At 42.7% G+C, this 25601-nt stretch carries 22 protein-coding genes and 1 riboswitch; of the genes, 20 read left to right on the plus strand and 2 right to left on the minus strand.

What is annotated here, in order from left to right; genetic code table 11:
* Nucleotides 1-128 precede the first annotated feature (128 nt).
* On the minus strand, nt 129-1346 hold the full coding sequence (locus EDD68_RS12510; RefSeq protein WP_132372631.1) for an EAL domain-containing protein: 1218 nt from the start codon (nt 1344-1346) through the stop codon (nt 129-131).
* Nucleotides 1347-1737: 391 nt separating this feature from the next.
* Here EDD68_RS12510 and uvrB point away from each other — a divergent pair, with 391 nt between their 5' ends.
* The 11 genes from uvrB (at nt 1738) to EDD68_RS12565 (ending at nt 13692) form a co-directional block, all read left to right on the plus strand.
* Complete coding sequence (uvrB, locus tag EDD68_RS12515; RefSeq protein WP_132372632.1) at nt 1738-3717, plus strand: excinuclease ABC subunit UvrB; 1980 nt, start codon at nt 1738-1740, stop codon at nt 3715-3717.
* Between the two features lie 7 nt (nt 3718-3724).
* Nucleotides 3725-6592, plus strand: coding sequence for an excinuclease ABC subunit UvrA (gene uvrA, locus EDD68_RS12520; RefSeq protein WP_132372673.1), 2868 nt, complete (start codon nt 3725-3727; stop codon nt 6590-6592).
* A 183-nt stretch (nt 6593-6775) separates the two neighbouring features.
* On the plus strand, nt 6776-7126 hold the full coding sequence (locus EDD68_RS12525; RefSeq protein WP_132372633.1) for a YojF family protein: 351 nt from the start codon (nt 6776-6778) through the stop codon (nt 7124-7126).
* A 70-nt stretch (nt 7127-7196) separates the two neighbouring features.
* Entirely contained in the window at nt 7197-7874 is a 678-nt protein-coding gene (gene bshB2 / locus EDD68_RS12530) for a bacillithiol biosynthesis deacetylase BshB2 (RefSeq protein WP_132372634.1), read from the plus strand.
* A 208-nt stretch (nt 7875-8082) separates the two neighbouring features.
* Nucleotides 8083-9189, plus strand: a complete 1107-nt coding sequence (locus EDD68_RS12535) for a DUF4097 family beta strand repeat-containing protein (RefSeq protein ID WP_165902178.1) — start codon at nt 8083-8085, stop codon at nt 9187-9189.
* Nucleotides 9190-9245: 56 nt separating this feature from the next.
* Nucleotides 9246-9608, plus strand: coding sequence for a phage holin family protein (locus EDD68_RS12540; RefSeq protein ID WP_132372636.1), 363 nt, complete (start codon nt 9246-9248; stop codon nt 9606-9608).
* A 175-nt stretch (nt 9609-9783) separates the two neighbouring features.
* On the plus strand, nt 9784-10725 hold the full coding sequence (gene hprK, locus EDD68_RS12545) for an HPr(Ser) kinase/phosphatase (RefSeq protein WP_132372674.1): 942 nt from the start codon (nt 9784-9786) through the stop codon (nt 10723-10725).
* A 15-nt stretch (nt 10726-10740) separates the two neighbouring features.
* Nucleotides 10741-11580 carry a prolipoprotein diacylglyceryl transferase gene (gene lgt, locus EDD68_RS12550; RefSeq protein WP_132372637.1) on the plus strand — a complete coding sequence of 280 codons (840 nt, stop codon included), beginning with the start codon at nt 10741-10743 and terminating at the stop codon, nt 11578-11580.
* 7 nt (nt 11581-11587) lie between these two features.
* Entirely contained in the window at nt 11588-12547 is a 960-nt protein-coding gene (locus EDD68_RS12555; protein WP_132372638.1) for a nucleoside recognition domain-containing protein, read from the plus strand.
* The gene (ppaX, locus tag EDD68_RS12560; protein WP_132372639.1) at nt 12522-13160 is read left to right on the plus strand and encodes a pyrophosphatase PpaX; all 639 of its coding nucleotides are present in this window, start codon (nt 12522-12524) and stop codon (nt 13158-13160) included. Before EDD68_RS12555 ends, ppaX begins: the two co-directional genes overlap by 26 nt.
* Nucleotides 13161-13164: 4 nt before the next feature.
* Nucleotides 13165-13692 (plus strand): acyltransferase, encoded by a 528-nt coding sequence (locus tag EDD68_RS12565; protein ID WP_132372640.1) that lies wholly within the window; start codon nt 13165-13167, stop codon nt 13690-13692.
* Between the two features lie 507 nt (nt 13693-14199).
* Nucleotides 14200-14302: riboswitch (cyclic di-GMP riboswitch) on the minus strand.
* A 236-nt stretch (nt 14303-14538) separates the two neighbouring features.
* Here the strand turns inward: EDD68_RS12565 and EDD68_RS12570 are convergent.
* Nucleotides 14539-16170 carry a pyridoxal phosphate-dependent decarboxylase family protein gene (locus EDD68_RS12570; protein ID WP_132372641.1) on the minus strand — a complete coding sequence of 544 codons (1632 nt, stop codon included), beginning with the start codon at nt 16168-16170 and terminating at the stop codon, nt 14539-14541.
* 533 nt (nt 16171-16703) lie between these two features.
* Between EDD68_RS12570 and EDD68_RS12575 the strand changes: the two genes are divergently transcribed.
* The 9 genes from EDD68_RS12575 (at nt 16704) to whiA (ending at nt 25497) form a co-directional block, all read left to right on the plus strand.
* A complete protein-coding gene (locus tag EDD68_RS12575) occupies nt 16704-17066 on the plus strand; it encodes a hypothetical protein (RefSeq protein ID WP_132372642.1) in 363 nt (120 codons plus the stop codon).
* A gap of 25 nt (nt 17067-17091) precedes the next feature.
* A complete protein-coding gene (locus EDD68_RS12580) occupies nt 17092-17802 on the plus strand; it encodes a hypothetical protein (RefSeq protein WP_132372643.1) in 711 nt (236 codons plus the stop codon).
* 51 nt (nt 17803-17853) lie between these two features.
* Nucleotides 17854-19011, plus strand: a complete 1158-nt coding sequence (locus tag EDD68_RS12585; RefSeq protein WP_132372644.1) for a methyl-accepting chemotaxis protein — start codon at nt 17854-17856, stop codon at nt 19009-19011.
* Between the two features lie 669 nt (nt 19012-19680).
* Nucleotides 19681-20685 carry a tetratricopeptide repeat protein gene (locus tag EDD68_RS12595; protein WP_132372646.1) on the plus strand — a complete coding sequence of 335 codons (1005 nt, stop codon included), beginning with the start codon at nt 19681-19683 and terminating at the stop codon, nt 20683-20685.
* A 97-nt stretch (nt 20686-20782) separates the two neighbouring features.
* The gene (trxB, locus tag EDD68_RS12600; RefSeq protein ID WP_279388268.1) at nt 20783-21763 is read left to right on the plus strand and encodes a thioredoxin-disulfide reductase; all 981 of its coding nucleotides are present in this window, start codon (nt 20783-20785) and stop codon (nt 21761-21763) included.
* Between the two features lie 340 nt (nt 21764-22103).
* On the plus strand, nt 22104-22571 hold the full coding sequence (locus tag EDD68_RS12605; RefSeq protein WP_132372648.1) for an 8-oxo-dGTP diphosphatase: 468 nt from the start codon (nt 22104-22106) through the stop codon (nt 22569-22571).
* Nucleotides 22572-22593: 22 nt separating this feature from the next.
* The gene (gene rapZ / locus EDD68_RS12610; protein ID WP_132372649.1) at nt 22594-23478 is read left to right on the plus strand and encodes an RNase adapter RapZ; all 885 of its coding nucleotides are present in this window, start codon (nt 22594-22596) and stop codon (nt 23476-23478) included.
* A 2-nt stretch (nt 23479-23480) separates the two neighbouring features.
* Nucleotides 23481-24434, plus strand: a complete 954-nt coding sequence (locus EDD68_RS12615; protein WP_132372650.1) for a gluconeogenesis factor YvcK family protein — start codon at nt 23481-23483, stop codon at nt 24432-24434.
* Between the two features lie 106 nt (nt 24435-24540).
* Complete coding sequence (whiA, locus tag EDD68_RS12620) at nt 24541-25497, plus strand: DNA-binding protein WhiA (protein WP_132372651.1); 957 nt, start codon at nt 24541-24543, stop codon at nt 25495-25497.
* Nucleotides 25498-25601: the final 104 nt, after the last annotated feature.

Here is a 25601-nt window from a genome sequence, read left to right on the forward strand (position 1 = left end):
CAGATTTCCATTTAGGGAGGATAAGTAATCGGTTTTACTAATTACAGAAATGCGAAGAGGAAGGCTTAATGTTCCCCCCTGTTTCTTATATGAGAAACGCCCGATTCCCGATTGACAGCAGCTCTCCTCTACCAGGCAATGATATCATGTTCATATAAAAAAGAGTGGGGCAGATCCATAAAAAGATATAGCCGGGTATTTAATGGGTAGGAAAAGGTCCGAATCAGTTCACCTGTTTCTATATCACTGTAAATGTCTGACAGAATACCTTTCTGCTCGTCATTCATCCGGAAAATGTTTTCCATAAAGTATGGGCGCCAGCTCCAGTTTTTTCCCTTATACTCCGAATGAAGAACCCACTTATCCTTTTGCAGGACACCGTTGGATGTCTGTTGGAATCCATCCTGATCACAGATATAGATTCGAAAGCAACAATCACTGATTTGATGGGCGATGGCTACCATCCAGTTGTCAAGATTCGTTTGCTTTTTTGTTTCTTTCAATGCCAGGTGAATTCGATTATTTAGCTCATTTGCCAGGTTATAGCGCCTTTGAATTTTTGTGCGTTCATGAAGAATAAATTGATGTACTGCTTCACGAAAACGGTCTTTGAAATGATCCACCGGAAGAAAAGATCGCTCTGGCCCGGCCAGAAAGTAACCCTGAAAATAGCGACCGTGCTGCCTCAGGGAATCATGAAGTTGATGGACGGTTTCGATTCCTTGAAATATCAAATCGGCGCCGATTTTTCTGGCAAGATGCGATAAGGAATAGAGGACGCCATGATGAGAAATAGTCTTTTCATTATAATTTAGCGAATGGATATCAATTTTGAATAAATCAGGCTCAAGTATTCCAATCCGGTCAAGATTACTTGATCCTTTCGCAACGTCGTCTAAAGCAATTTTTATTCCGAGCGTCTGCAGGTAACGGATCAAATGGGCCAGTCTCGAAATATCTCCACGATATTCATGTTCAGTTATTTCTATAACAATCTGATCTAGCCTAAGTCCCTGATCCTGATAAGAGGAAAGCATGCGGACAAACCGCTCCCCGGTGTCTTCCATTATGATATTAGGATTGATATTCAAAAATAAAGCTGCGTCTTGATTATGGCTAAGAAATTCCTCCAGAGCGATTTTTACCAGATGTTCATCCACTTCACGCTTATATTCATTGGGAACATGGCTGTCATGGAAGAAAGAGCCGAGGCTCTTGACGCCTTGCTCTGTTTTAATCCTGCCAAGCACTTCATAGCCATAAATATTGTGACTATCAGCGCTGATAATCGGTTGATAATAAGGACGTGTATTTTTAAGGTTCATTAAAATATCAAGAGCATCCACCGACTGCACCCCATCTGCATTTGTTTAAATATACGTATATATAAATAAATATACATAACAATTATACCATATCTTTTTTTCTTAGACATACGGGAAGAAAACGGATAGAGACCTGACAGATTAATTTCCTCTAAATTCAATTGTTGAGGCATAGAATTCAATGGAACCTGCCTGCATTTCATGAGTAGTTTACCATTAAAACGAATGGTCTGAAAATGGTTGTTTTGTAGATCGAAGCCATAATTCCATTTCAAACCGATCCACACGTTTTGCAAAAACGCTGTAAAAGAAATATTCTTATGAATAGAGAATGTCTATGTAAAAAAATCGAATGTTTGTTCGTGTTTGTGTTAAAATAGAGTTAGCAAAAATCCGGAATGGAGGTTCAGCCGTGGAAAATCGCTTTGAACTGGTATCGCAATATGAACCCCGGGGGGATCAGCCAAAAGCGATTCGGGAGCTTGTGGATGGTCTTAACCAGGGAAAAAAGCATCAGACGCTGCTCGGTGCAACAGGCACCGGGAAAACGTTCACCATTTCCAATGTCATTAAAGAGGTTAATAAACCGACCCTAGTCATTGCCCATAACAAGACCCTTGCCGGGCAATTATACAGTGAGTTTAAGGAATTTTTTCCAGATAATGCAGTAGAGTATTTCGTCAGCTACTATGACTATTATCAGCCGGAGGCCTATGTGCCTCAGACGGATACGTATATTGAGAAAGACGCGAGCATTAATGATGAAATTGATAAATTAAGGCACTCGGCCACATCGGCGTTGTTTGAACGCCGGGATGTGATCATTGTGGCGAGTGTATCCTGTATTTACGGATTGGGTTCCCCGGAGGAGTACCGGGATCTGGTTGTTTCCCTCCGTCCGGGAATGCAGAAAGACCGGGACCAGCTCCTCAGGGATCTGGTGGATATTCAGTATACCCGTAATGACATCGATTTTCAGCGGGGAACGTTCCGGGTTCGGGGCGATTCGGTGGAAATTATTCCGGCGTCCAGGGAAGAGCATTGTATCCGGGTTGAATTTTTCGGAGATGAGATAGACCGGATCCGGGAAGTAGACGCTCTGACAGGAGAAATTATCGGAGATCGGGAACATGCAGCCATCTTCCCGGCTTCCCACTTCGTCACCCGGGAAGAAAAACTTAAACGGGCCATCGTGAATATTGAAAAAGAACTGGAAGAGCGCCTGAAAGAACTCCGATCCCAGAACAAATTGCTGGAAGCTCAACGCCTGGAACAGCGGACCAAATACGATCTGGAAATGATGCGGGAAATGGGGTTCTGTTCAGGAATTGAGAACTACTCCCGTCATCTGACATTCCGGGAACCGGGTTCTACACCCTACACACTCCTGGATTATTTCCCGGATGATTTTCTGATTGTGGTGGATGAGTCCCATGTCACCCTGCCCCAGATCAGGGGAATGTATAACGGGGACAGAGCCCGGAAAGAAACACTGGTGGAACACGGCTTTAGGCTTCCATCCGCTCTGGATAACCGGCCGCTGAAGTTTGAAGAATTTGAAAAACATATCAATCAGATTATCTATGTTTCAGCAACGCCGGGTCCATACGAGCTGGAGCACACACCAAAAATGACCGAGCAAATTATCCGGCCAACAGGTTTGCTTGATCCAAAAATTGATGTGCGCCCGATTGACGGACAGATTGACGATCTGATTGGTGAAATCCAGAAGCGGAAAGAGCGAGGTGAACGGGTTCTCGTGACGACGTTAACCATTAAAATGGCCGAGGATTTAACGGATTACCTGAAAGACGTAGGGCTGAAGGTTGCTTACCTGCATTCGGAAATTAAAACTCTGGAGCGGATAGAAATCATTCGGGATCTCCGTCTCGGCAAATATGATGTTCTCGTGGGCATCAACCTGTTGCGGGAAGGTCTCGACATTCCGGAAGTGTCCCTCGTTGCTATTCTCGATGCGGATAAGGAAGGGTTTTTACGCTCGGAGCGTTCACTTATCCAGACCATCGGCCGGGCTGCCCGAAATCAGAATGGGGAAGTCATCATGTATGCAGACAAAATCACAGATTCCATGCGGGTGGCCATTGATGAAACGAATCGGCGACGTGCCAAACAGATGGCGTTTAACGAGGATCACGGCATTGAACCTAAAACGATAAAGAAGGAAATTCGTGACGTTATTCGGGCAACAATGGTAGCTGAAGAGGAAGAAACGTATGAAGAAGGTAAAAATCTGAAAGCATTGAGCAAAACCGAGAAAGAGAAGATGATTGAGGACCTCGAAAAAGAAATGAAACAGGCTGCCAGGGAGCTGAATTTTGAAAAGGCCGCTGAACTACGGGACATTATTCTGGAACTCAAAGCGGAAGGATGATGAAAAAATGGCGATGAAAACGATTAATATCAAGGGTGCACGTGCCCATAACCTGAAAAATATTGACCTTGAAATACCGAAAAATCAATTTGTTGTGCTGACCGGTTTATCGGGATCGGGGAAATCTTCTCTTGCTTTTGACACGATTTATGCGGAGGGACAGCGCCGTTATGTGGAATCCCTGTCTGCCTATGCCCGTCAGTTTCTGGGCCAGATGGATAAACCGGATGTGGATGCCATTGAAGGTCTGTCTCCGGCCATCTCCATTGACCAGAAAACGACGAGCCGAAATCCCCGTTCTACGGTAGGAACGGTAACGGAAATTTATGACTACCTGCGCCTTCTTTATGCGAGAATTGGCCGCCCGACCTGTCCAAAGCACGGGATTGAAATTTCGTCCCAGACAGTCCAGCAGATGGTGGACCGCATCCTGGAATATCCGGAGCGGACGAAACTGCAAATATTGGCACCCGTTGTTTCCGGGCGTAAAGGGGAGCACACCAAAGTTCTGGAGCAGCTGAAAAAAGAAGGATATGTACGTCTCCGGGTAGATGGAGAAATGCGGGAAGTTTCAGAAGAAATCAAGCTGGAAAAAAACAAGAAGCACTCCATTGAGGTGGTCATTGACCGGATTATCGTGAAAGATGGCATCGCATCCCGTTTGACCGACTCTCTCGAGAATGCTCTGAAACTTGGGGAAGGAAAAGTCTTAGTCGACATAATCGGTGATGAAGAATTGCTGTTCAGTGAAAATCACGCCTGTCCGATCTGCGGGTTTTCCATTGAAGAACTGGAGCCCAGGATGTTTTCCTTCAACAGCCCTTATGGCGCCTGTGAACGCTGTGACGGGCTCGGAACCCAGCTGGAGGTGGATCTAGATTTAGTGATTCCAGACTGGAACCGGACGCTGAGGGAACATGCGATAGCACCATGGGAGCCGAACAGCTCTCAGTATTATCCGCAGCTTCTGGAAAGCGTCTGTCTCCATTATGGTATAGACATGGATATCCCGATAAAAGAGCTGTCCAAACAGCAGCTGGATAAAATTTTGTATGGAAGCGGCAAGGAGAAAATATTGTTCCGCTATGAAAATGACCGGGGTCAGGTGCGGGAAAACTATATCTACTTTGAAGGAGTCATCCATAATGTAGCCCGCCGCTACCGGGAAACGACATCCGATTATATCCGGGAACAGATGGAAAAGTATATGGCCCAGAAGCCATGTCCGGCCTGTAATGGATATCGACTAAAGGAAGGAACTCTGGCGGTTTTAATTAACGGCAAACATATCGGGGAAATTACCGATTTTTCCGTAACAGAAGCACTGAAGTTTTTCAGCTCCCTGACCTTAACGGAAAAAGAAGAAAACATCGCCCGGTTGATTCTGAAGGAAATTCGGGGCCGGCTTACCTTTTTAGTAAATGTAGGACTGGATTATTTGACCCTTTCCCGTTCTGCCGGCACACTGTCCGGAGGGGAAGCCCAGCGGATCCGTCTGGCTACCCAGATCGGTGCAGCCTTAACCGGTGTTCTGTATGTGCTGGATGAGCCTTCTATCGGCCTCCACCAGCGGGATAACGACCGTTTGATTCAAACACTGAAGCAGATGCGGGATCTGGACAATACATTAATCGTAGTGGAACATGATGAAGATACGATGCTGGCGGCAGACTGGCTCATCGACATAGGCCCCGGTGCCGGAGCCCACGGAGGAGAAATCGTCTCGAGCGGTCCCCCGGAAAAAGTAATGAATGATCCAAACTCCTTAACGGGCCAATATTTATCTGGAAGAAAGTTTATTGCTCTCCCTGAAAAGCGACGCGAACCTGATGGCCGCTATTTAGAAATTATTGGCGCTCAGGAAAATAATTTAAAGAATGTGAATGTAAAAATTCCCCTTGGAATATTTACGGTTGTAACAGGGGTATCCGGCTCAGGGAAAAGTACATTAGTCAATGAAATATTATTTAAATCTCTGTCTCAGAAACTTCATCGTGGAAAAGCAAAACCGGGAAAACACGATGAAATCCGTGGCATGGAACATCTGGAAAAAGTGATCGATATTGACCAGTCCCCAATTGGCCGGACTCCCCGTTCCAATCCAGCGACATATACAGGTGTTTTTGACGACATCCGGGACGTGTTTGCCCGCACCAATGAAGCGAAAATACGGGGGTACAAAAAAGGTCGTTTTAGTTTCAACGTTAAGGGTGGCCGGTGTGAGGCCTGCCGGGGTGACGGAATAATCAAAATTGAAATGCACTTCCTGCCGGATGTTTATGTTCCATGTGAAGTGTGTCATGGAAAACGATACAACCGGGAAACATTAGAAGTGAAATATAAAGGAAAAAATATCGCGGATATTCTGGATATGACCATTGAAGAAGCCCTGGAGTTTTTTGAAAACATTCCAAAGATTAAACGGAAACTGCAGACCATTTATGATGTGGGACTGGGCTACATTAAGCTGGGTCAGCCGGCCACAACCCTGTCTGGAGGGGAAGCTCAACGGGTGAAGCTGGCCAGTGAGCTTCACCGTCGTTCTAATGGTCGTTCCCTGTACATTTTGGATGAGCCAACTACCGGCCTGCATGTAGATGACATTTCTCGTCTATTAAATGTTCTACAACGTCTGGTCGATCATGGGGATACAGTATTGATCATTGAACATAATCTAGATGTCATTAAAACGGCTGATCACATCATTGATCTTGGTCCGGAAGGCGGAGACGGGGGCGGTCAGATTATAGCAACGGGAACACCTGAAGAAGTAGCAGCAATAAAGGGTTCCTACACCGGTCATTATCTCAAACCTATTCTGGATCGGGATCGTAAGCGGATGGCTAAAAAAATCGAAACGAAAATATCTTCATAAGAAATGTTTTATTCGTACTACATTCAAGATCATCCTGAACCCCCGGGGCACGAATTATTTTGCCCGGGGGCTATTTACATCAATATCGTTACTCCTGTTTCTATGAAGTATATTCGTTGACGTTCCGTGTTGAATTCGATAAGGTAAAAAAAGACAAAGGGTACGTGAGAGGGGTATAAAGGGATGAAACCAATTCAGATGAAAGATGTGCAAAAAACATTCGAATCATTCGTTAATAAAGATGTATACATTCACCTCGAAACTACAAATGGAGCCTACGCCCGTCATTTTAATCAAAAGTCTTACAACGTCGGTGCCTATATTCGTAATGCAAAAGTGACATTTTCCCGGGCCAGAATTGCAGGAGAAGATGGATTTTACCGGGTAGGATTAAAGATGGACCTGGGCTGGATTTATGCAGAAGGACTGACCCACTGGGAAGTGGATGGGCAGGGACGTCTGTTAATGGCCGGACATGACGACGCAGGCCGGCTGATGGTAGCACTGGAAATCAGTGAAAAGCCATTCAAATAAAATATCACGCATTAACGATGGAATAATAGATTATAAAATTGATGTCTGTATAACAGGGAAGGAGATTACGATGGACTATAAAGAACATAAACATGTGGTTGTCATTTATCCCCACCCGGATGATGAATCCTTTGGGGCAGCGGGTACGATAACCAGATTTCGGGAAGCCGGTGTACCGGTCACTTATTTGTGCGGTACCCTGGGGGAGATGGGGCGAAATATGGGAAGCCCTTTATTTGCAAATCGGGAGACCCTTTCAGAAGTACGTAAAAAAGAACTGATGGATGTGGCTAAAGTGCTGGACATTGAGGTGATCATGCTCGGTTATCGGGATAAAACCCTTGAATTTGAAGACCGGGATGGAATCGCTGAACACTTGAGATCCTATCTGGCGAACATTCAGCCATCCCTTGTGATCACGCATTACCCTGGTTATGCGGTACACCCGGATCATAATGCTCTTGGAGCAGCGGCAGTCGAAGCCGTCAGACGTATGGAGCCGGGAAATCGTCCGATATTATGGGCACAGGCCATTTCCAATAATCGAATCGAAGCACTTGGAAAACCAGATATCGTCATTGATACCGAACCCATATTTGATAAAAAAGTTCAGGCTATTCAAGCCCACCGTTCTCAGGCTGAAGCCATGATTAAGCGAATGGAAGAAGCTTCTGATCATTCCGGTGAAGATGAATTCCGCAAGCGTATGCGTTATGAACGTTTTTATATCTGGAATTTTGATAACTGATGAGCAGAAAGGCAAGCCCTTGCATAACGCAAGGGCTGAATTATTGAAATTTCATAAGCCAAATAAGCCTCTTTGTTTTGAGTGATCGCGTTTCTGTTTCGGCAAAGATGAAACACTGTCCGTATTCAATCCGTATATGAATGAATCAAGTTTGGCCATCAGCCATTAAGGATAAAATATGTATGGGAAAGAGAAAGGAGACGGTTTGATGAACGATGAAAGAAAACGCATTTTAAAAATGGTTGAAGAAGGCTTAATTTCTGCGGACGAGGCAGCAGATTTACTGGAGTCACTGGAAAAAAACAAGCAACAAACGGATCAGTCTTCCAGTGCCATTTCAACAGAAGTAGACTGGGAAAATCAAAACACATTCACAGATGAACAGCACTCATCAGATACCAAATCTTTTAAAAATAAGCTTTTAAACTTCGTTGAAGATACCATCAAAAAAGTCAAACATGCTGATCTTGACTTCAATTTTGGAACCTATTATCATGTTTCACATATTTACCAGTATTCCGATGTTTCACTGGATGAAGTCGATCTGGACATTGAAAATGGAAGTGTCACACTCCAGGTATGGGATGAAAAAGATGTACGTGTTGAATGTAATGCCAGGGTATACCAGGTAGAAAATGAACAGGAAGCAAAGGAAAAAATGATGCGGGATTTTCGCGTCCATACCAATGACGGCAGGCTCACCCTTCGTTCCCAGACGAAAAAAATAAAGCTGGATTTACAGGTTTATGTTCCAGATAATGTTTATACCGATCTTCATGCCCGTCTATTTAACGGAACGGTCAAGTTTGAAGGTTTATCAGTCGATAAGGCAAAAGTGAAAACATCTAATGGAAAAATTCATTTGTATCAGATGGAAGGAAAGGACTGGGAAGTCGAATCGGCAAATGGATCCGTTCGACTTGAAAAAATTGTGTGCGATGAGTGTGAAGTAGAGACGATGAATGGTTCGATTCACCTGGACGGAGATTTTGGAAAAGTTGAGACGCAGACCATTAATGGCATGATTCGCTGCTACTGGAACGGTGAAAAAGGGCATACAGGTTTTTTTAAAACAACAGCCGGGTCTATTCATTTATATTTGCCTGAAAACAAAGCCATTGACGGGGAATTAAAAACAAACATAGGAAGTGTTCAATGCCATCTTCCAGTGGCAAAAATGATCCAAAATAATCAGGATGTACTAAGAAAGAGTATGCGCTTTCAAACCAGTTCAAATGTTGAACAGTATCATCATATTGAAGCAGAGACAAAAACAGGAAGCATTAAAGTTCAGCCACTGACGACAGGTCGCTGATCATTCAGGTGAACATCCAAAACATGTATCAATATAAGGGCAGGGGGTATTCAGATATGCTTAAAAACTGGCTCATTTCGATTGTCATTAATGCCATCGCGATTATAGCGGTGGCCCAGATCTTTAATGGGTTTATCGTGGAAGGCTTCGGCACAGCTTTGCTGGCCAGCTTAATGTTATCCATTTTAAATGTCATCATTAAGCCCTTTTTAGTTATTCTCACACTGCCTATCACGATTGTTACTCTTGGTCTCTTTTTATTTGTTATAAATGCCATTACATTGATGATCGCACAGGCACTTATCGGAAGTTCTTTTATCATTGAAAGTTTCGGGACGGCAATTCTGGCTGCAGTGATTATTTCGATTCTCAATTTAATTCTCCAGCAATTATTGAAAGATACCTTCCGTAAAAAATAATTACCCCGAGGAATGACGGCATGCCCTCTCCGAAGATCGAAAACAACCTGTCGAAAAAAAAGATGGGATGAACAAAGCTTCTTTCTCTTTGATTCAATCATGAAGTTCTATTACAATTGCTGTCAAACGTGCTAAAATAAGATACAGTGATTCCAATCGGGGAGGAAACAACGTGATGGGCAAAGTTCGGACAAAAGATATTCTGGAACGATTTAGCCTGGAACTGGTGGCCGGGGAAGCTGGAATTCACCGGGAGATTATTACCAGTGACATATCCAGACCGGGTATGGAAATAGCCGGATACTTTAAACATTATCCAGCAGAGCGGCTTCAGTTATTAGGGCGCACAGAGCTTTCTTTTTTTCATGAACTGCCCCAGGACGTCAAAACAGAGCGGGTTGAACAGCTATGTACTGATGTGACACCTGGTATTGTGATTACCAGGGGAATGGAAGTCCCGCAGGAGCTGGTCGATGCGGCCAATGATGCCGGAGTACCAATCATGCGTTCTCCTTATAAAACCACACGGGTCATTAGCCGTCTGACAAACTTTTTAGAATCCAAATTTGCTCCGTTTACGGCAGTCCATGGGGTACTTGTCGATATATATGGTGTTGGTGTCCTGATCACCGGACAGAGCGGTGTAGGTAAAAGCGAGGCTGCCCTTGAGCTGGTGAAGCGGGGACATCGCCTGGTAGCCGATGACAGTGTGGAAATCCGTCAGGAGGACTATGACACGTTAATAGGCAATCCGCCTCCATTAATTGAACATTTATTGGAAATTCGCGGTCTTGGTATTATTAATGTGATGACCCTGTTTGGGGCTGGTGCGGTACGAAATTTCAAAAGAATCTCTCTTGTCATCCATCTGGAACTGTGGGATGAGAAGAAACAGTATGACCGGCTGGGGCTGGATGAAGACACGATGAAAATCATGGATGTTGAATTGCCGAAAGCCACAATTCCTGTACGCCCCGGGCGAAATCTTGCTGTGATTATCGAAGTGGCAGCGATGAATTTCCGGTTAAAACGGATGGGAATCAATACAGCAGAAGAATTTTCCGATCGTTTATCGAAAATGGTGGAAGTGGATCAGGATGACTGGGAGCGCTATTAAAAGGAGGATAAGCCATTGACCTGTAATACATTACCTTATGATCGAGTATTTCTGGAACTGGGGCCTTTTACAATATACTGGTATGGGGTCATTATCGCCACCGGAGCATTTTTAGGATTGCTCCTGGCGATGCGGGAATCCGATCGTCTCGGTTTAAATAAAGATTTATTTGTGGATTTATTAGTGTTTGCTATTCCGGCAGCGATTATCGGAGCCCGTACATATTACGTCATTTTTGAATGGGAACGTTATCAGGGTGGTCCATGGTGGGATGTGTTTGCCATCTGGGAAGGTGGAATCGCTATTCATGGAGCACTGATTGCATCGATCATCACCGCTGTCCTCTATGCCCGGGCAAAAAACGTTTCGTTCTGGCAGCTGGCAGACATTGCGGCACCAAGTCTGATTTTAGGTCAGGCGATTGGGCGCTGGGGGAATTTTATGAATCAGGAAGCTTATGGGGGACCTGTATCGCCCGAAGCGTATGAGAATGTACTCCGGTATGTGCCTGATTTCATCATGAATCAGATGTGTGTGGATGGTGTTCTCCATCATCCAACCTTTTTATATGAGTCTGTCTGGAACATACTCGGGTTAATATTCTTGTTGTTTTTAAGAAAAATAAATCCGCGACGTGGGGAAATATTTTTCGGTTATTTAATCTGGTATTCCATTGGACGGTTTTTTATCGAAGGGATGCGTACGGATAGTCTTTATCTTGGCGATTTTCGTGTGGCTCAGCTGATATCCGTGGGGTTGATTTTGGCAAGCGTTGTGGTGATGATCTATCGCCGTAAAGCAGGGTATGCTGACCAACATTATGATGGATCGAGAGTGACTACAGGCAGGAGGTAACATAACATTGTCAGGAGTGTGGAAACGTGGACTGAAAAGCGGGTTATCGTTAACCTGGACCTTAGGAAAAATCATTTTTCCGATAACGGTGATTGTCACGATTTTGCAGTATACCCCGATTTTGCCCATGATCATTGACTGGCTGGCTCCAATAATGGGCTGGTTTGGCCTTTCAGGAGAAGCGGCAGTCCCCCTTGTGCTCGGGAATTTTCTGAATTTGTATGCTGCGATCGGGGCGATTTTATCCTTTGAATTCACGGTAAAAGAGGTTTTTATCCTTGCAGTCATGCTGTCTTTTTCCCATAATTTATTGATCGAATCCACGGTAGCTTCAAAAGTAGGCGTCAGCTGGTGGTTTATTTCCGGCTTAAGGCTCGGGCTTGCGGCAATTTCCGGACTGTTGATTAATCTATTCTGGCAGGGAGGGTCCGAGCTTGCAAGGTATGGAGCTAGTTCTACAGAAGGAGCGGGACCTGAAGGATGGGGTCAGATTTTGTATTCGGCCTTAGAAACAGCCTTGATTGGCGTTGTACAAATTGCGGTTATTGTGATACCACTCATGATGGTGATGCAGTGGCTGAAGGAAAACAACTGGCTGGATCGGTTTTCTCAGTGGTTCGCACCTATAACGAAATGGTTAGGGGTTGAAAAAAATGCATCCATGACGCTGGTGGCGGGATTGACGATTGGGCTTGCTTACGGCGCCGGACTCATGATTCAGGCTGTCAAGGAAGATGGAGTATCCCGAAAAGATATGTATCTTGTTCTCATTTTTCTTGTTTCCTGTCACGCAGTCGTCGAAGATACCTTGATCTTTGTACCCCTGGGAATTCCGGTATGGCCGCTGCTGTTGATTCGTATAACCACAGCTATTATATTGACGGCTGCCGTTGCTTTTGTCTGGAATCGTCTTGAATTATCAAACAGAAAGGAAACAGCCCATGAACGTGCAAACAATCCTTTTTGATTTAGATGGAACCTTGATCGACACGAATGAACTGATTATCGCCTCTTTTTTGCATACCCTGGAACAGTATTTTCCGGGAAAGTATACACGGGAGGATGTGCTCGATTTTATCGGGCCGCCTCTTCCTGACAGTTTTCGCAAAGTTCACCCTGAGAAAGTGGATGAACTGGTCGAGGCATATCGGGAACACAATTTAGCCCATCATGACCGGTATGTGACCGTTTATGATGGTGTGAAGGAAACCGTTGAAACATTAAAACATAATGGTTTTCAGCTCGGTATTGTCACAACGAAAATGCGTCCATCCGTGGATAAAGGGCTGAGGCTGACCAGACTTGATTCTTATTTTGATATCATCGTGTCACTGGATGATGTCCATCACCCCAAACCCCATCCAGAACCAGTGATGAGGGCGATGAAAGCTCTTGATGCAAAAGCTTCAGAAACGATCATGATCGGGGATAACTATCATGATATTCAAGCGGGGAAAAATGCTGGAACCAAAACAGCCGGTGTTGCCTGGACCATTAAGGGGCGAGAGAAATTGGAACAGTTCAAACCGGACTTTATGTTGGAACACATGACCGATCTTTTGAAAATTGTAGGAGTGTGATTTCATGCGGAAAACGAAACGGTACCGGGTGCACGGGGCCAATTCTCTGTGGCATGTGTATAAGACCGTTCCTTTCTGGAAAGTGGTTAAAAATTTTATCGTCATCCAGACGGCCCGTTACACCCCGTTTCTTGCCCTGAAAAACTGGATGTACCGGACTTTATTAAAGATGAAAGTCGGAGACCAGACTTCCTTCGCTCTGATGGTGATGCTGGATGTGATGTTTCCAGAAAAGATTTCCGTAGGGCGGAACACCGTTATAGGCTATAATACGACCATTCTTGCTCATGAATATCTGGTAAAGGAGTATCGGCTGGGAGAAGTAAAAATCGGTGATGAGGTCATGATTGGAGCTAATACGACCATTCTTCCCGGGGTGACGATCGGGGATGGGGCAATTGTCTCTGCCGGAACTCTGGTACATAAAGATGTCCCACCGGGCTGTTTTGCAGGCGGCAACCCTATGCGGATCATATTTTCAAAGGAAGAAATGGACAGGCGAATGGCGGAAGACCCTTTCCTGAAGGATTAGGGTCTTTTTTATGGTCATTTGCATCATTCAAAAATGAATATTACAGTTTGTTCACATTTCCTCTGTTAACTTTTGAATGAATGATAGAAAAAGCAAATACATTATGTCAAAACCAGTAGTTCGTGCATAATACCCTGTCATGTGTTTAACGAGCAGCGTGATTGACAACTGCCATCATCTGTTCTTTAATCATTCCTCTGTATAACCAGAGCAATGATTAGAACAACTAAATAGATAAGAAAGGATATGTTATCCAACTTAACCACCCACTCCCCCTAAAAAAGAACCAGAAAGACTGATATCCTTCAGTCAATCAACCAATTCAAATTGGTTCTGGGATGACATTCATGAGATTGTGTTCTTTTAATAAACGGTCATGCACTTCCATACGATTAATGAACTTTTAAGAAATGACCTCATGCAGACTGACGGGATGGTTTCTTTCAATCATTCCTCTAACAAAATAGGGGCTTTTTTGTCAAAGCAAAAAAGCCCCATTAGATGGAACATGGCAACCCGGCTATCATAGTCAAACCTTTGCTTCAGGCGGTTAGACCTTAGATCCGTAGCTTTGCGTCACCGACTTTCGACGGTTTTGCCTTTGACATATTGAATATCATGAAATGAAGTAAGAAGGTGTATGATTCAATTATTGATAGAATTGAACAAAATGTCAATTTTTATCGAATTTACCTTTATTATAGAATGTAAAAAATAGGAACAATCATAAGAATAAATATCGATATATCTGGATGAAAAAGTAAAAATATCTTTGAAACCGTTGAATAGATAGGTGTAAATTCCTGTTTTTGCATTTTTTTGTGACGGTATGATAACAAGCATTCGTTAAGTCATTGCAAGTTCTTTTTGGTAGACATCCATCATTTCCTTTAAAAACTGGACATAACGTTCCACCTCGTCCACGGTTGTATATGGAGAAATTGAAAAAAATTTATGGGCATATATGGGCATCCTTCGTTCATAATCAACTGGTTGAACGAAACGCTGTTTTCTGGTTCCGCCAAAATATATTTTTTGCCGATTCTGACCGAGAATCTCGCCAAATTTTTCATTAAATTTGTTTATCTGTTCAATTTGTGCACGGGTCAATCGACCATTCAATTCATCTTTCCACAATACCTCGTCAGGGTAAAATCGAAAGGTCGTCACAGGTGAAACATCGTTGGTAATGGCTGCATTCGGTATTTCTCTCTGGAGCAAGTTCCTAAACGAAATATTCACTTCGATATAGTTAGCTAAAATTTTTTGATACCCTTCGACCCCTAAAGCTAACAATGAAGCATAAATAGGTATGGAACTCCCCATCCGGGAACATTCCAGGGTGTAGCTGGTGTGATACGAGCCAAAACTTCGATTTCCGACATAAGGTGTTTCATCGTGATCCAGATCGACATATTTTAAGAGCTCTTTGTCCTTTATCATAAATAAACTTGAAGCATAAGGAGTTTGTCCGAGTTTATGAAAATCAAATACGAGACTGTCTGCCAGGCATAAGTTCCGGAACTTTTCCTGATATGCTTTCAGTACTTTATGGGCCTCCAGGCTTAACTCGAGAGGATTTGACTCAAAATCGTATTCATTAAAAAACGCATACATTCCCCCCATGGCAGAATCTGCATGGATATATACAGGATCCAGCCCATATTCCTTTTCCAGTTGATCAGTAACGTTCTTTATTTCTTTCAAATCATCTATTCCAAATGTATCGGTTGTTCCCATGGTAGCTAAAACATAAATGGGTACGCCGCCCCGGGAAATCACTTCGATCATTTTTTTCTTCAAATCATCAATATTGATGGAATGATCATCATTTGTTTTCACACGTATAAGATGGTCAACCCCGATACCGGTTGCTTCCATAGATTTGTACAGGCTATAATGGGACAGCTCTGAACAGAAACAGTAAAGATGGTCAGGTATCCCCTGTTTATTGGATTCCGGGTAATGGCGGGCGATAGCCAGTCTCAGCGAGTGAAAGACCGCTCCCTGTCCCCCCCATGTGGTATATCCCGCACTTTGATGAGGATCCAGTCCAATCAGTTTGGAAAGCATGCTGGTGATGGCAACTTCAGCCCGGGATGCTCCTGAGCTTTCCACATCCCAGAGATTATTTCCGTTTAATAGAATCATCAGCAAGTTTCCAAGAATAGCTGGAATGGAAGGAAGAGGTGCAGCATTGGCTACATAATTGCGGTTAATGTAACGGTGGCCTTTTGCCAGATTCAAAAGTTCATGAATCGTCTTTTCCATTGCAATAGACTGCCGGGGAATTTCAGCAGTATGAATAATTTGATTGTAATGATCTTCCTTGTAATCGGGTATTTCACCCAGTGTTAATTGATCCGGGTCTTTTAATTCGTCTAATTCGTTCAGTATGTCCTTGATATAACCGATCAGCTTATTTCTCTGATCTAAATTTCCATCTATACTTGGGAAAAATTGTTGTATATCTTTCATCATCAGGCCTCCTACAAGCAGATGTTTGTTCACATGAAAAAAATATATACCCTGAAATAACCTATTTTTCTATTATAAGGGAGTTTTCACCATACGTGCAGGTCTATTATTACCATTTATTTACTGACTTTTCATAAAACTTTATGACGATTTTTGTCGGATCAAGGCTAGGATAATATGACTAATTAAAGAAAATATGAACATTAAATTTTTATAATATAATTAATGATTTATTCTACCATCCGATGAAATAATTAGATTAGTGATGACAGAATCTTTCTCTTTTTTAAGTCGTTCATCAAAACTCCCCCTTCTTACCCCCTGATTATACCAAATAATAACGAAATTTATCCAAATATGTCGAAAATTGTATCATTTTCTTTCCTGATGTTATATAATGGAATAGAAAATGGCGGTCTAATTTGATCAAGAAATGAACATACAAAAAGGGAGGAGGGAAGTCTATATTATCTTGAAATAAAAAATAGTTAGAAGATGTGTGTAAAAAATCAGATGCAGAAAGGGGTCCGGAAATGAAAGGAATCGTTGTAGATAAAAAGAAATATAAGATGGCAATTGATGAAGCCAGACAAGAATTGCGGATTCAGGTACATGGGCTGATTCGGGAGAACGATGTAGAAAGTTATATGACAGATCTTCAGGAAACGATTAATAAAGTTCCAAAGGAGAAGTACACCTTTGTGGTAGATGGGACTTATCAGACACCTGTACCATCGAAGGTTGTCTCCCAGCTGGAGCAAACCATGCAGTTTTATGCCAGCCTTGGATTTAAGGAAATCATTATCGTCAAACCGTCTTCTAAGATTGCCCAGGTTCAGCTCAGGAACGCGCTGGAACGAATTGATTTTCCGGGAAAACTAGTTGATCAAATATAGATCTAACCAGGAGGAGTTGTCATATATGCCGACGTCGCAGCATGTATTTACCTATGAATTTTTAACAGGCGACCAATCAAAATTGATCGATCAAGCAGCCCAGTGCCTTACCCGTTCATTTATAGGGGTGGAAATTGAAGGAAAATGGGTTCAGGAGCCTATGTGTGGGGTTCTAAATATAAATGATGATGATTTTTATCAGTTTACAAAAGACTATCTTGAATCGACAGTCGATCAGGGTTTTTGCATGATTGCCAGGGATCAGGAGGATCAAGTGGTAGGTGTCCTTGCCGGTGACACCAATGCTCCTGAAATTATTGGAGAAGATGTTTTCAAGGGTTCATTTGCGGATATGAATGTGATCCTTCATGTATTAGAAGATGTGGACAAACGCTTTATGGAAGATTACAAGAAACAGAAGGGAAAAGAAATAGAGGACGGGGAATTGGTTCATTTGTTTATGCTTGGTGTTACAGCGAAGGAAGGGCGTCATGATATTATCAAACAGCTGGGGAAAGGGCTTATTGAAAAAGCTTCCACCAATGGAATGAAGGCTCTTTACGGCGAAGCGACCAACATCCGCTCGATTCGAGTGATGGAAAAATATCATGGATTTAAAAAGTATAAAGACATTAATGGAAGTCATATTGTTTACAAGTACAGGGATAACAGCCGTTTAAACCAGATTTCTCCAGATCATGGTGATGGAACATATCTGTTGATCAAAGAGTTGTAGGATATCAAGAAATGGTTCAAGAAATCTTTTTAAAAGAACAGGTGATAAACAATGAATGAAGCTTTACTTGGTTTACTCATTATTTTGGTAATATCGAATATTTATGTTGGGTATCGATACTTTCAGCTCAAACGAAGTCTTCAGTCTGATCAGGCAGTGGAAAATGCCATGGAAGAATTGTCAAGGGGGAATTTTGACAGCACCCCGGATCACCCCATCTATTCCCAACTGTCTGCCTTCTTAAAACGCACGATGGAGAAAGTATCCGTATTTTCTAAAGATGTTCATGAAAAAGGAAAAAGGCTGACCGAGCAGGGAGAGTACGCTACTGAGAAGGCGGATATTGTAAGGGCAGCCATGGATGAGGTCGGAAGGGGATTAAAAAAACAGTTAGAGGCTACTGAAGAAAGTTCAGCAGCTTTGCAGGAAATGACTTCTGCAATTGTGGATTTATCCAACCGTTCAACCCAGATTGCAGACCAGTCCAATACGACACTGGACTATACCAAAGAAGGAAATATGAAGCTCGAAACTTCAATAGCTAAGATGAACCAGTTAAACCACACGTTGAAATCAACCAATCATGCGATTAAAAATTTAGGGGAAAAATCTCAGGAAATTGGCACCATTTTAAATGTGATTACAAATATTTCTGAACAGATTAATCTGCTTGCTTTGAACGCGGCCATTGAAGCTGCCCGTGCCGGGGATCATGGAAAAGGCTTTGCGGTCGTTGCTGATGAGGTACGGAAACTGGCAGAACAGGCAAGGCAGTCTTCCGATGAAGTGGCAGCCATTATTCAGGGAACACAGAAAGAAACGGAAGTAGCTGTGAATTCCATGGAACAGGGTACAGTGGAACTGGAAGAAACCAATCAAGCAATCGAGGAAGTTGGGAATATTTTCAAGGAAATTTTATCTTCCACCCGGGTCATTGCTGAGAACAATAATGATACGTCTGCTACGGCGGAGGAATTATCTTCCGGAGCCCAGCAAATCATGTCGACCTTTGAGCAGGTAACGTTTATTTCCCGGGAATCTGTGGAAATGTTTGAAGAACTGACAGACATCAGTGACGATCAGCTGAAAACGATGGATGAACTAGTCAAAGAAGCCGAATCGCTGAAACATTTAAAGAATGATATGGAACGATTTTTAGCCTCTAATCGCATGAAACAGGGGAAAACCATCGATGGAAGACCGGCTTGAAGAAAAATATAGATCAGAGGTAAGTTTTGAACAGAAGAGAGAGCTCAAAAGCAGCAAGAAAAATAAACAAATCCGACTCATAGAGATTTAAGCTGTGAAATAATCGCTTTCCGTTACACAATAGCGGAAGGCGATTTTTTTAATCACAAGAGAGTATACTGGTTTGTGTTTGCTGTATTTCTACGGATGGAGGGCCTTCGAGGAGGCTGTTTCTGTAGAAAGCTCGAAGCAGCCTGAAGAGCCCGGGATCCCTCCTCCAGAGGTACAGTATTCTTTTACGAAATATATTTGAGGAAAATAAATCCATAAGGATGTCCCTGATTGCATCGATAGACGGATAGAGGGTGTTTTCGCGCCGGAAGTAATAATCAAACTTACGAGTCATCGGGATCGGACGGATGCTCAGTACGTTGAGCAAATACAATTTGATCTCGTGTGATACGCAAAGTTTTGAGATCATCCCGGCTCCTAAACCGTTGATGATCATTTTCTTGCTCGTTTCTATATGATTAATTCCATAGTGACTTGCCGGACAGCTGGAAAAAGGATCATCCATATCATCCATAAAGCCCTGATCCGGATTTGTTAAGAAAACGCGTATCATGTGGTAGTCTCCCCCTCTTGAATATGATATACTTGCAACGCGAAACAAAAGATGGGAGGCACCGTATGTATAAAGACAGTCATGTCACACATGAACAAAATGTTATTCCGTTTTTAAATGAGGGAGATTTTTATTTCGTTCATGGTGTAAAAGCATTGAGAAAGAAAGATTTTTTAAAAGCGAAAAAATGGCTAAAACGCGCGGTTGAACTTTCGCCGACAAACCCTTTATATAAATGTCAGCTTTCAGTGATCTACACAGAGACAGGTTCGTATCAGAAAGCCAATGACATTCTGCAGGAAGTGCTTGAGGGCTTCCCGCAGGAGTTTCCTGACTGTTATTATTTGATGGCCAATAACTACTCCCATCTCGGTCTTTTTGATCAGGCGCAAAAGTATGCAGAGATGTATCTGGAAAAGGATCCTGAAGGCGACTATAACGAAGAAGCCGGACAGCTCCTTGATATGTTGAAGATGTATCATGAACCAGAAAATGAGGATTGGCTTTTCGATCATGAAGATGAACTGCTGCATTATCAGGAAATGGTCTTTCAGCATATGGAATATGAGGAATGGAACGAGGCGCTGCCCGTATTAGAGGAAATGATGGCCCTTTTTCCCGAACATCCCTCAGCCAGGCATGATTATGCCTACGCACTGTTTTTTTCTGGAGAGCAGGAGGAGGCTATTGAACTCGAAAAACAATGGGTGGAACATGATGGAGAATCAATAAATAGTACGGTCAACCTCGCAATATTTTACCATGTATCCGGGGAGAGAGAACTTTCAACTCATCACATAAAAAAATTATGGAATGTACATCCTATTCATGAGTCCCAAAAATTAAAAATGGCTGTTGCATTTGCCAGGACAGGCTATTTCGATGAGGCTCTTATAAGGTTTCAGGAACTCTGGAGAACCCAGGAGAAAAACAGAGTTTCTTATTACAAATGGTATAGTCTGTCTGCCTTCCATTCAGGTTATGAAGAAAAGGCCCATATGATTTGGAAGGAAGGGTGCAAAAAATATCCGGAACTGTCGAAATCCAAACAGCCCTGGGAAGAACATTAAAATTTTGAACGTTTTGTGAAGTCTTTATCAATTTGAGCAAATCAATAGACGCACATGGATGACTCCGATACGATAAAATTGTGTAACACGCTGTTGGTTGAAGAGGAAGAAAAAGGAGTTGAGAAAAATGGCAGAAGAACGCATTTATGATGTGATTATTGCAGGTGCAGGACCTGCCGGTATGACTGCTGCGGTTTATACGTCCCGTGCAAACCTTGACACGTTAATGATTGAACGGGGAGTGCCGGGGGGACAGATGGCAAACACGGAAGATGTCGAAAACTATCCTGGCTACGAAAGCATACTCGGTCCGGATTTATCAAACAAAATGTTTGAGCATGCGAAAAAGTTTGGAGCGGAATATGCCTTTGGTGATATTAAAGAAGTGAAGGATGGCAAAGAATATAAAACCGTTATTGCCGGAGACAAAGAATATAAAGCACGTTCCGTCATCATCGCAACCGGTGCCCAGTATAAAAAATTAGGCGTGCCAGGGGAAGAAGAATTAGGCGGCCGTGGGGTTTCTTACTGTGCAGTCTGTGACGGTGCATTCTTTAAAGATAAAAAATTAATTGTGGTTGGCGGTGGAGATTCAGCTGTAGAAGAAGGGGTTTATTTAACCCGTTTTGCCAGCAAAGTGACCATTGTACACCGCAGGGACCAGTTGCGTGCTCAGAAAATCTTGCAGCAGCGGGCATTTGACAACGAAAAAATTGATTTTATCTGGGATACTGTTGTGAAATCCATTAATGAAAAAGACGGAAAAGTGGGCAGTGTAACTCTTTATAACAAGAAAACAGAAGAAGAATATGAAAAAGAGGCAGACGGAGTATTTATCTACATCGGAATGGTTCCACTCAGTGAGCCATTTCAATCCCTCGGAATAACGAACGAGAATGGTTATATTGAAACAAATGAAAAAATGGAGACAAAGGTGCCAGGAATATTTGCTGCCGGTGACATTCGTGAAAAGGAACTTCGACAAATTGTTACAGCTACCGGTGACGGCAGTATTGCTGCTCAGTCAGCCCAGCACTATGTGGAAAATCTGTTAGAAGAAATGAAAGTGAAAAACTAATACAGTTTATCCACAACCTTTAAAAAGCCTGTATTTATAAAAGTAACTACATTTTAATCCTGGTGTAACACGTTTGAAATATTTATGGGGTACAATGAACTTAAATAATTGACCCCCTTTTAATAGATAGATCCTATTCAGGCACAGGCAAACCCGTTTTGCCTGTGCATTTTTTGTACATAAAAAAGATGGTCAGATGGTTATAACCAACTGTTGCGTCTGAAGATTGGCCAAAGACAGATCAATACAAATTCTGACAACCCTCTATTTGTTGTCCCTTTCTTTTTCATAGTATAATAATGAACAGAGCCTCTAATGAAGAAAAATGAGGTGACTAAAAATGAAACGGGTAACCAATTGCATTTTAAAACATGATCATCATATTTTAATGTTGAAAAAGCCAAGAAGAGGATGGTATGTAGCCCCTGGCGGAAAGATGGAGCCGGGGGAGACCATCAGGCAGTCGGTTGTAAGGGAGTTTTATGAAGAGACAGGGCTGACCCTCGTACATCCGGTTTTAAAAGGGACCTATACATTTGTCATCAAAGAGGGGGACAAAACCGTCGAAGAATGGATGATGTTTACGTTTTTTGCTGAACAATTTGAAGGGAATTTACGGCCATTTTCTGAAGAAGGACAATTGGAGTGGGTTCCGTTAGATGAAGTTTTTCAGAAACCAATGGCTGAAGGAGATCTGAACATTTTTGAACATGTGTTAAATGAAAAGGAAGACATGACATATGGAACCTTCTACTACACACCTGAGTATAAATTGCTGTCACAATATTTTGATCCTGTCAATGTATAAATAAGGGGGCAATGGCTGGGCTATGAACAACGATACTTCCAAGATACAGGTCGTGATTATTACTGGCATGTCCGGTGCTGGAAAAACGGTTGCGGTACAAAGTTTTGAAGATCTGGGATATTTTTGTGTAGACAATTTGCCGCCGGCTTTAATTCCGAAGTTTCTGGAACTGATGCGGGAAAACCAGAGCAAAATATCCAAAGTGGCACTGGTCATGGATTTGAGGGGAAGGGAATTTTTTGATTCCTTATTTGATGCACTGGATCAGCTGAGCAAAGAAGAGTGGATTCAGGAGCAGGTGCTGTTTCTGGATGCGGATGATGATGTGCTGGTGTCCCGTTATAAGGAGACGAGAAGAAGTCACCCCCTTGCCAGTGAGGGCCTTCCCCTGGAAGGGATTCACAGGGAAAGAGAAATACTGGATGAATTGAAGGGAAGGGCTCAACAAATTATTTATACATCAAATTTAAAACCCCGTGAATTAAGAGAGAAGATCATTCATACGTTTAAAGAGAAGTCTCAGCAGGTATTTTCTGTACATGTGGTGTCATTTGGCTTTAAACATGGGCTGCCGATTGATTCTGATCTGGTTTTTGATGTCCGCTTTTTGCCCAATCCCCATTACGTGGAGTCTTTACGGCCTCTGACCGGTCAGAATCATGAAGTTTCTTCCTATGTGTTTAAATGGAGCGAGACCCAGACATTCATGGAGAAGCTGATTGATTTGCTAACATACATGCTGCCCCACTATAAGCGGGAAGGAAAGAGCCAGCTGGTCATAGCCATAGGCTGTACGGGGGGGCAGCATCGGTCAGTAGCCATAGCTGAGCATCTGGGAAAGGTGTTTTCTGGAGATTATGTTACCCATGTCTCGCATCGTGATATTGCCAAAAGAAAGGAAAAATAGAGATGAGGGAGCAGGAGGAACCGAGAGTAGTTGTCATTGGGGGAGGAACAGGTATGCCTGTCCTTCTTCGTGGATTAAAGGACTATCCCATCTCCCTGTCGGCTATAGTGACCGTAGCTGATGATGGAGGAAGTTCAGGAAGGCTACGAAGTGAGATGGCCATTCCTGCACCGGGAGATATCCGAAAAGTCATCGCTGCCATGTCTGATGTTGAACCGATGATTCTTGATCTGTTTGAGCACCGATTTACAAATGGAAATGGATTGTCCGGACATTCGCTGGGAAACTTATTACTGGCAGCCATGAGTACAATTACCGGAGACTTTTACCGGGGAATGAAAGAGATTTCCCGGGTGTTAAATGTGAAGGGAAGGATTTATCCGATTGCCAATCAGAACATGTATCTGCATGCAGAGATGGAAGATGGAACCATTGTATCCGGGGAGTCCAATATTCCAAAGGCAAAGAAAAAAATTAAACGAGTTTTTTTAAGCCCGGATCATATTGAACCGCTGCCGGAAGCAGTGGAAGCGATTGAGAAGGCCCACTTAATCGTGATTGCTCCGGGAAGTTTATATACAAGTATTTTGCCGAATATGATTATTCCTGAAATTGGTAGAGCGCTTCAGAGCGCCAGAGGGAAAGTCGTTTATGTTTGCAATGTCATGACACAGGATGGAGAAACAAATGGATATACGGCTTCTGATCATGTTCAGGCGATTCGTGATCATGTAGGGTTTTCTTGTATTGATGCCATTGTAGTCCATAATGCACCGATTTCAGCTGGTATTCAAAAACTTTATGAGAAGGAGAATGCAGCCCCTGTCATCTATGACATTGAAAGACTCCTTGACCTGGGTCTGGAGATAATTGAAGGGGACATTGTTAACACTTCTCAAACGAGCCTTCGCCATGATACGCAAAAAGTTGCCCGTCTGCTTTACTCATTAATATAACAAATGTTTTTTTATAGAGAGATTACAGGAAAGTTACCTGCTGAAAGAGACGTTTTTTGTACAGTTGGATGGAAGTTTTTGAGTGCAGGCGCTGGAGGTGAAAGGGTTGTCTTTTGCATCGGAAACAAAAAAGGAACTGACCAATATAGAAGTAGATACATGCTGTGCCCGGGCTGAGCTGGCTGCCCTGATTCGTATGAACGGGTCCCTCTCTTATTCCAGCAGGCAATACGTTCTGGATGTACAGACAGAAAATGCAGCCATTGCCCAGCGGATCTATAAACTGATCAAAAAAAATTTTGATTATTCGATTGAATTGCTGGTACGCAAAAAAATGCGCCTGAAGAAAAACAATGTATATATTGTTCGCCTGAAAGAAAATGTCCGCTTTTTTTTAAAAGATTTAGACATATTAGAGGAACCGTTCTCTTTTGTTCAGGATATTTCGCCGAAATATACGAAAAAAAAGTGCTGTCGCCGTTCGTATCTCAGAGGGGCTTTTCTCGCAGGTGGGTCGGTCAACAATCCGGAAACATCTTCCTACCACCTTGAAATTTCTACATTTTATAAAGAACATAATGATTCGTTGTGCGAGTTAATGAATTCCTTTGATCTTCATGCCCGAACGTTAAAGCGCAAAAAGGGATATATTACGTATCTGAAAGAAGCTGAAAAAATTACGGAATTTTTAAATGTTGTAGGTGCTCATCAGGCTCTTTTAAAATTTGAAGATGTGCGGATTATGAGGGATATGAGGAATTCCGTCAATCGCCTGGTAAACTGCGAAACCGCCAATTTAAACAAAACGATTGGGGCGGCATTTCGACAGGTGGAGAATATAAAATATATTCAGAATACCGTTGGACTTGATGTTCTTCCGGATAAACTAAGAGAGATTGCGGAATTAAGGCTGGAACATCAGGATGTTACGTTAAAGGAACTGGGTGAAATGGTTTCGTCAGGAAAAATTAGCAAATCCGGGATCAACCATCGTTTGAGGAAAATAGACGAATACGCAGAAAAATTACGTAAAGGGGAAATGCCAAAAAAAGGTTCAACTTAATTTCTTTTTAAAAATTTTCATGATATAATACAATCAATTCATGAAGGCTTTCCCGTCCGAGAGGATTCTTTTCATAGCTGAAACGTAACAGCGCTTTCACAATT

Source organism: Melghiribacillus thermohalophilus, assembly GCF_004342905.1.
GTDB classification, from domain to species: Bacteria; Bacillota; Bacilli; order Bacillales; family Alkalibacillaceae; genus Melghiribacillus; species Melghiribacillus thermohalophilus.

Bases quoted from the DNA above. Each gene is read 5' to 3' on its own strand.
- EDD68_RS12605 (WP_132372648.1), top strand. From the start codon at position 22,104: ATGAAACGGGTAACCAATTGCATTTTAAAACATGATCATCATATTTTA.
- EDD68_RS12575 (WP_132372642.1), top strand. From the start codon at position 16,704: ATGAAAGGAATCGTTGTAGATAAAAAGAAATATAAGATGGCAATTGAT.
- EDD68_RS12570 (WP_132372641.1), bottom strand. From the start codon at position 16,170: ATGAAAGATATACAACAATTTTTCCCAAGTATAGATGGAAATTTAGAT.
- EDD68_RS12565 (WP_132372640.1), top strand. From the start codon at position 13,165: ATGCGGAAAACGAAACGGTACCGGGTGCACGGGGCCAATTCTCTGTGG.
- EDD68_RS12580 (WP_132372643.1), top strand. From the start codon at position 17,092: ATGCCGACGTCGCAGCATGTATTTACCTATGAATTTTTAACAGGCGAC.
- ppaX (WP_132372639.1), top strand. From the start codon at position 12,522: ATGAACGTGCAAACAATCCTTTTTGATTTAGATGGAACCTTGATCGAC.
- uvrA (WP_132372673.1), top strand. From the start codon at position 3,725: ATGGCGATGAAAACGATTAATATCAAGGGTGCACGTGCCCATAACCTG.
- rapZ (WP_132372649.1), top strand. From the start codon at position 22,594: ATGAACAACGATACTTCCAAGATACAGGTCGTGATTATTACTGGCATG.
- EDD68_RS12540 (WP_132372636.1), top strand. From the start codon at position 9,246: ATGCTTAAAAACTGGCTCATTTCGATTGTCATTAATGCCATCGCGATT.
- EDD68_RS12595 (WP_132372646.1), top strand. From the start codon at position 19,681: ATGTATAAAGACAGTCATGTCACACATGAACAAAATGTTATTCCGTTT.
- EDD68_RS12585 (WP_132372644.1), top strand. From the start codon at position 17,854: ATGAATGAAGCTTTACTTGGTTTACTCATTATTTTGGTAATATCGAAT.
- EDD68_RS12535 (WP_165902178.1), top strand. From the start codon at position 8,083: ATGAACGATGAAAGAAAACGCATTTTAAAAATGGTTGAAGAAGGCTTA.
- hprK (WP_132372674.1), top strand. From the start codon at position 9,784: ATGGGCAAAGTTCGGACAAAAGATATTCTGGAACGATTTAGCCTGGAA.
- EDD68_RS12525 (WP_132372633.1), top strand. From the start codon at position 6,776: ATGAAACCAATTCAGATGAAAGATGTGCAAAAAACATTCGAATCATTC.
- EDD68_RS12615 (WP_132372650.1), top strand. From the start codon at position 23,481: ATGAGGGAGCAGGAGGAACCGAGAGTAGTTGTCATTGGGGGAGGAACA.
- bshB2 (WP_132372634.1), top strand. From the start codon at position 7,197: ATGGACTATAAAGAACATAAACATGTGGTTGTCATTTATCCCCACCCG.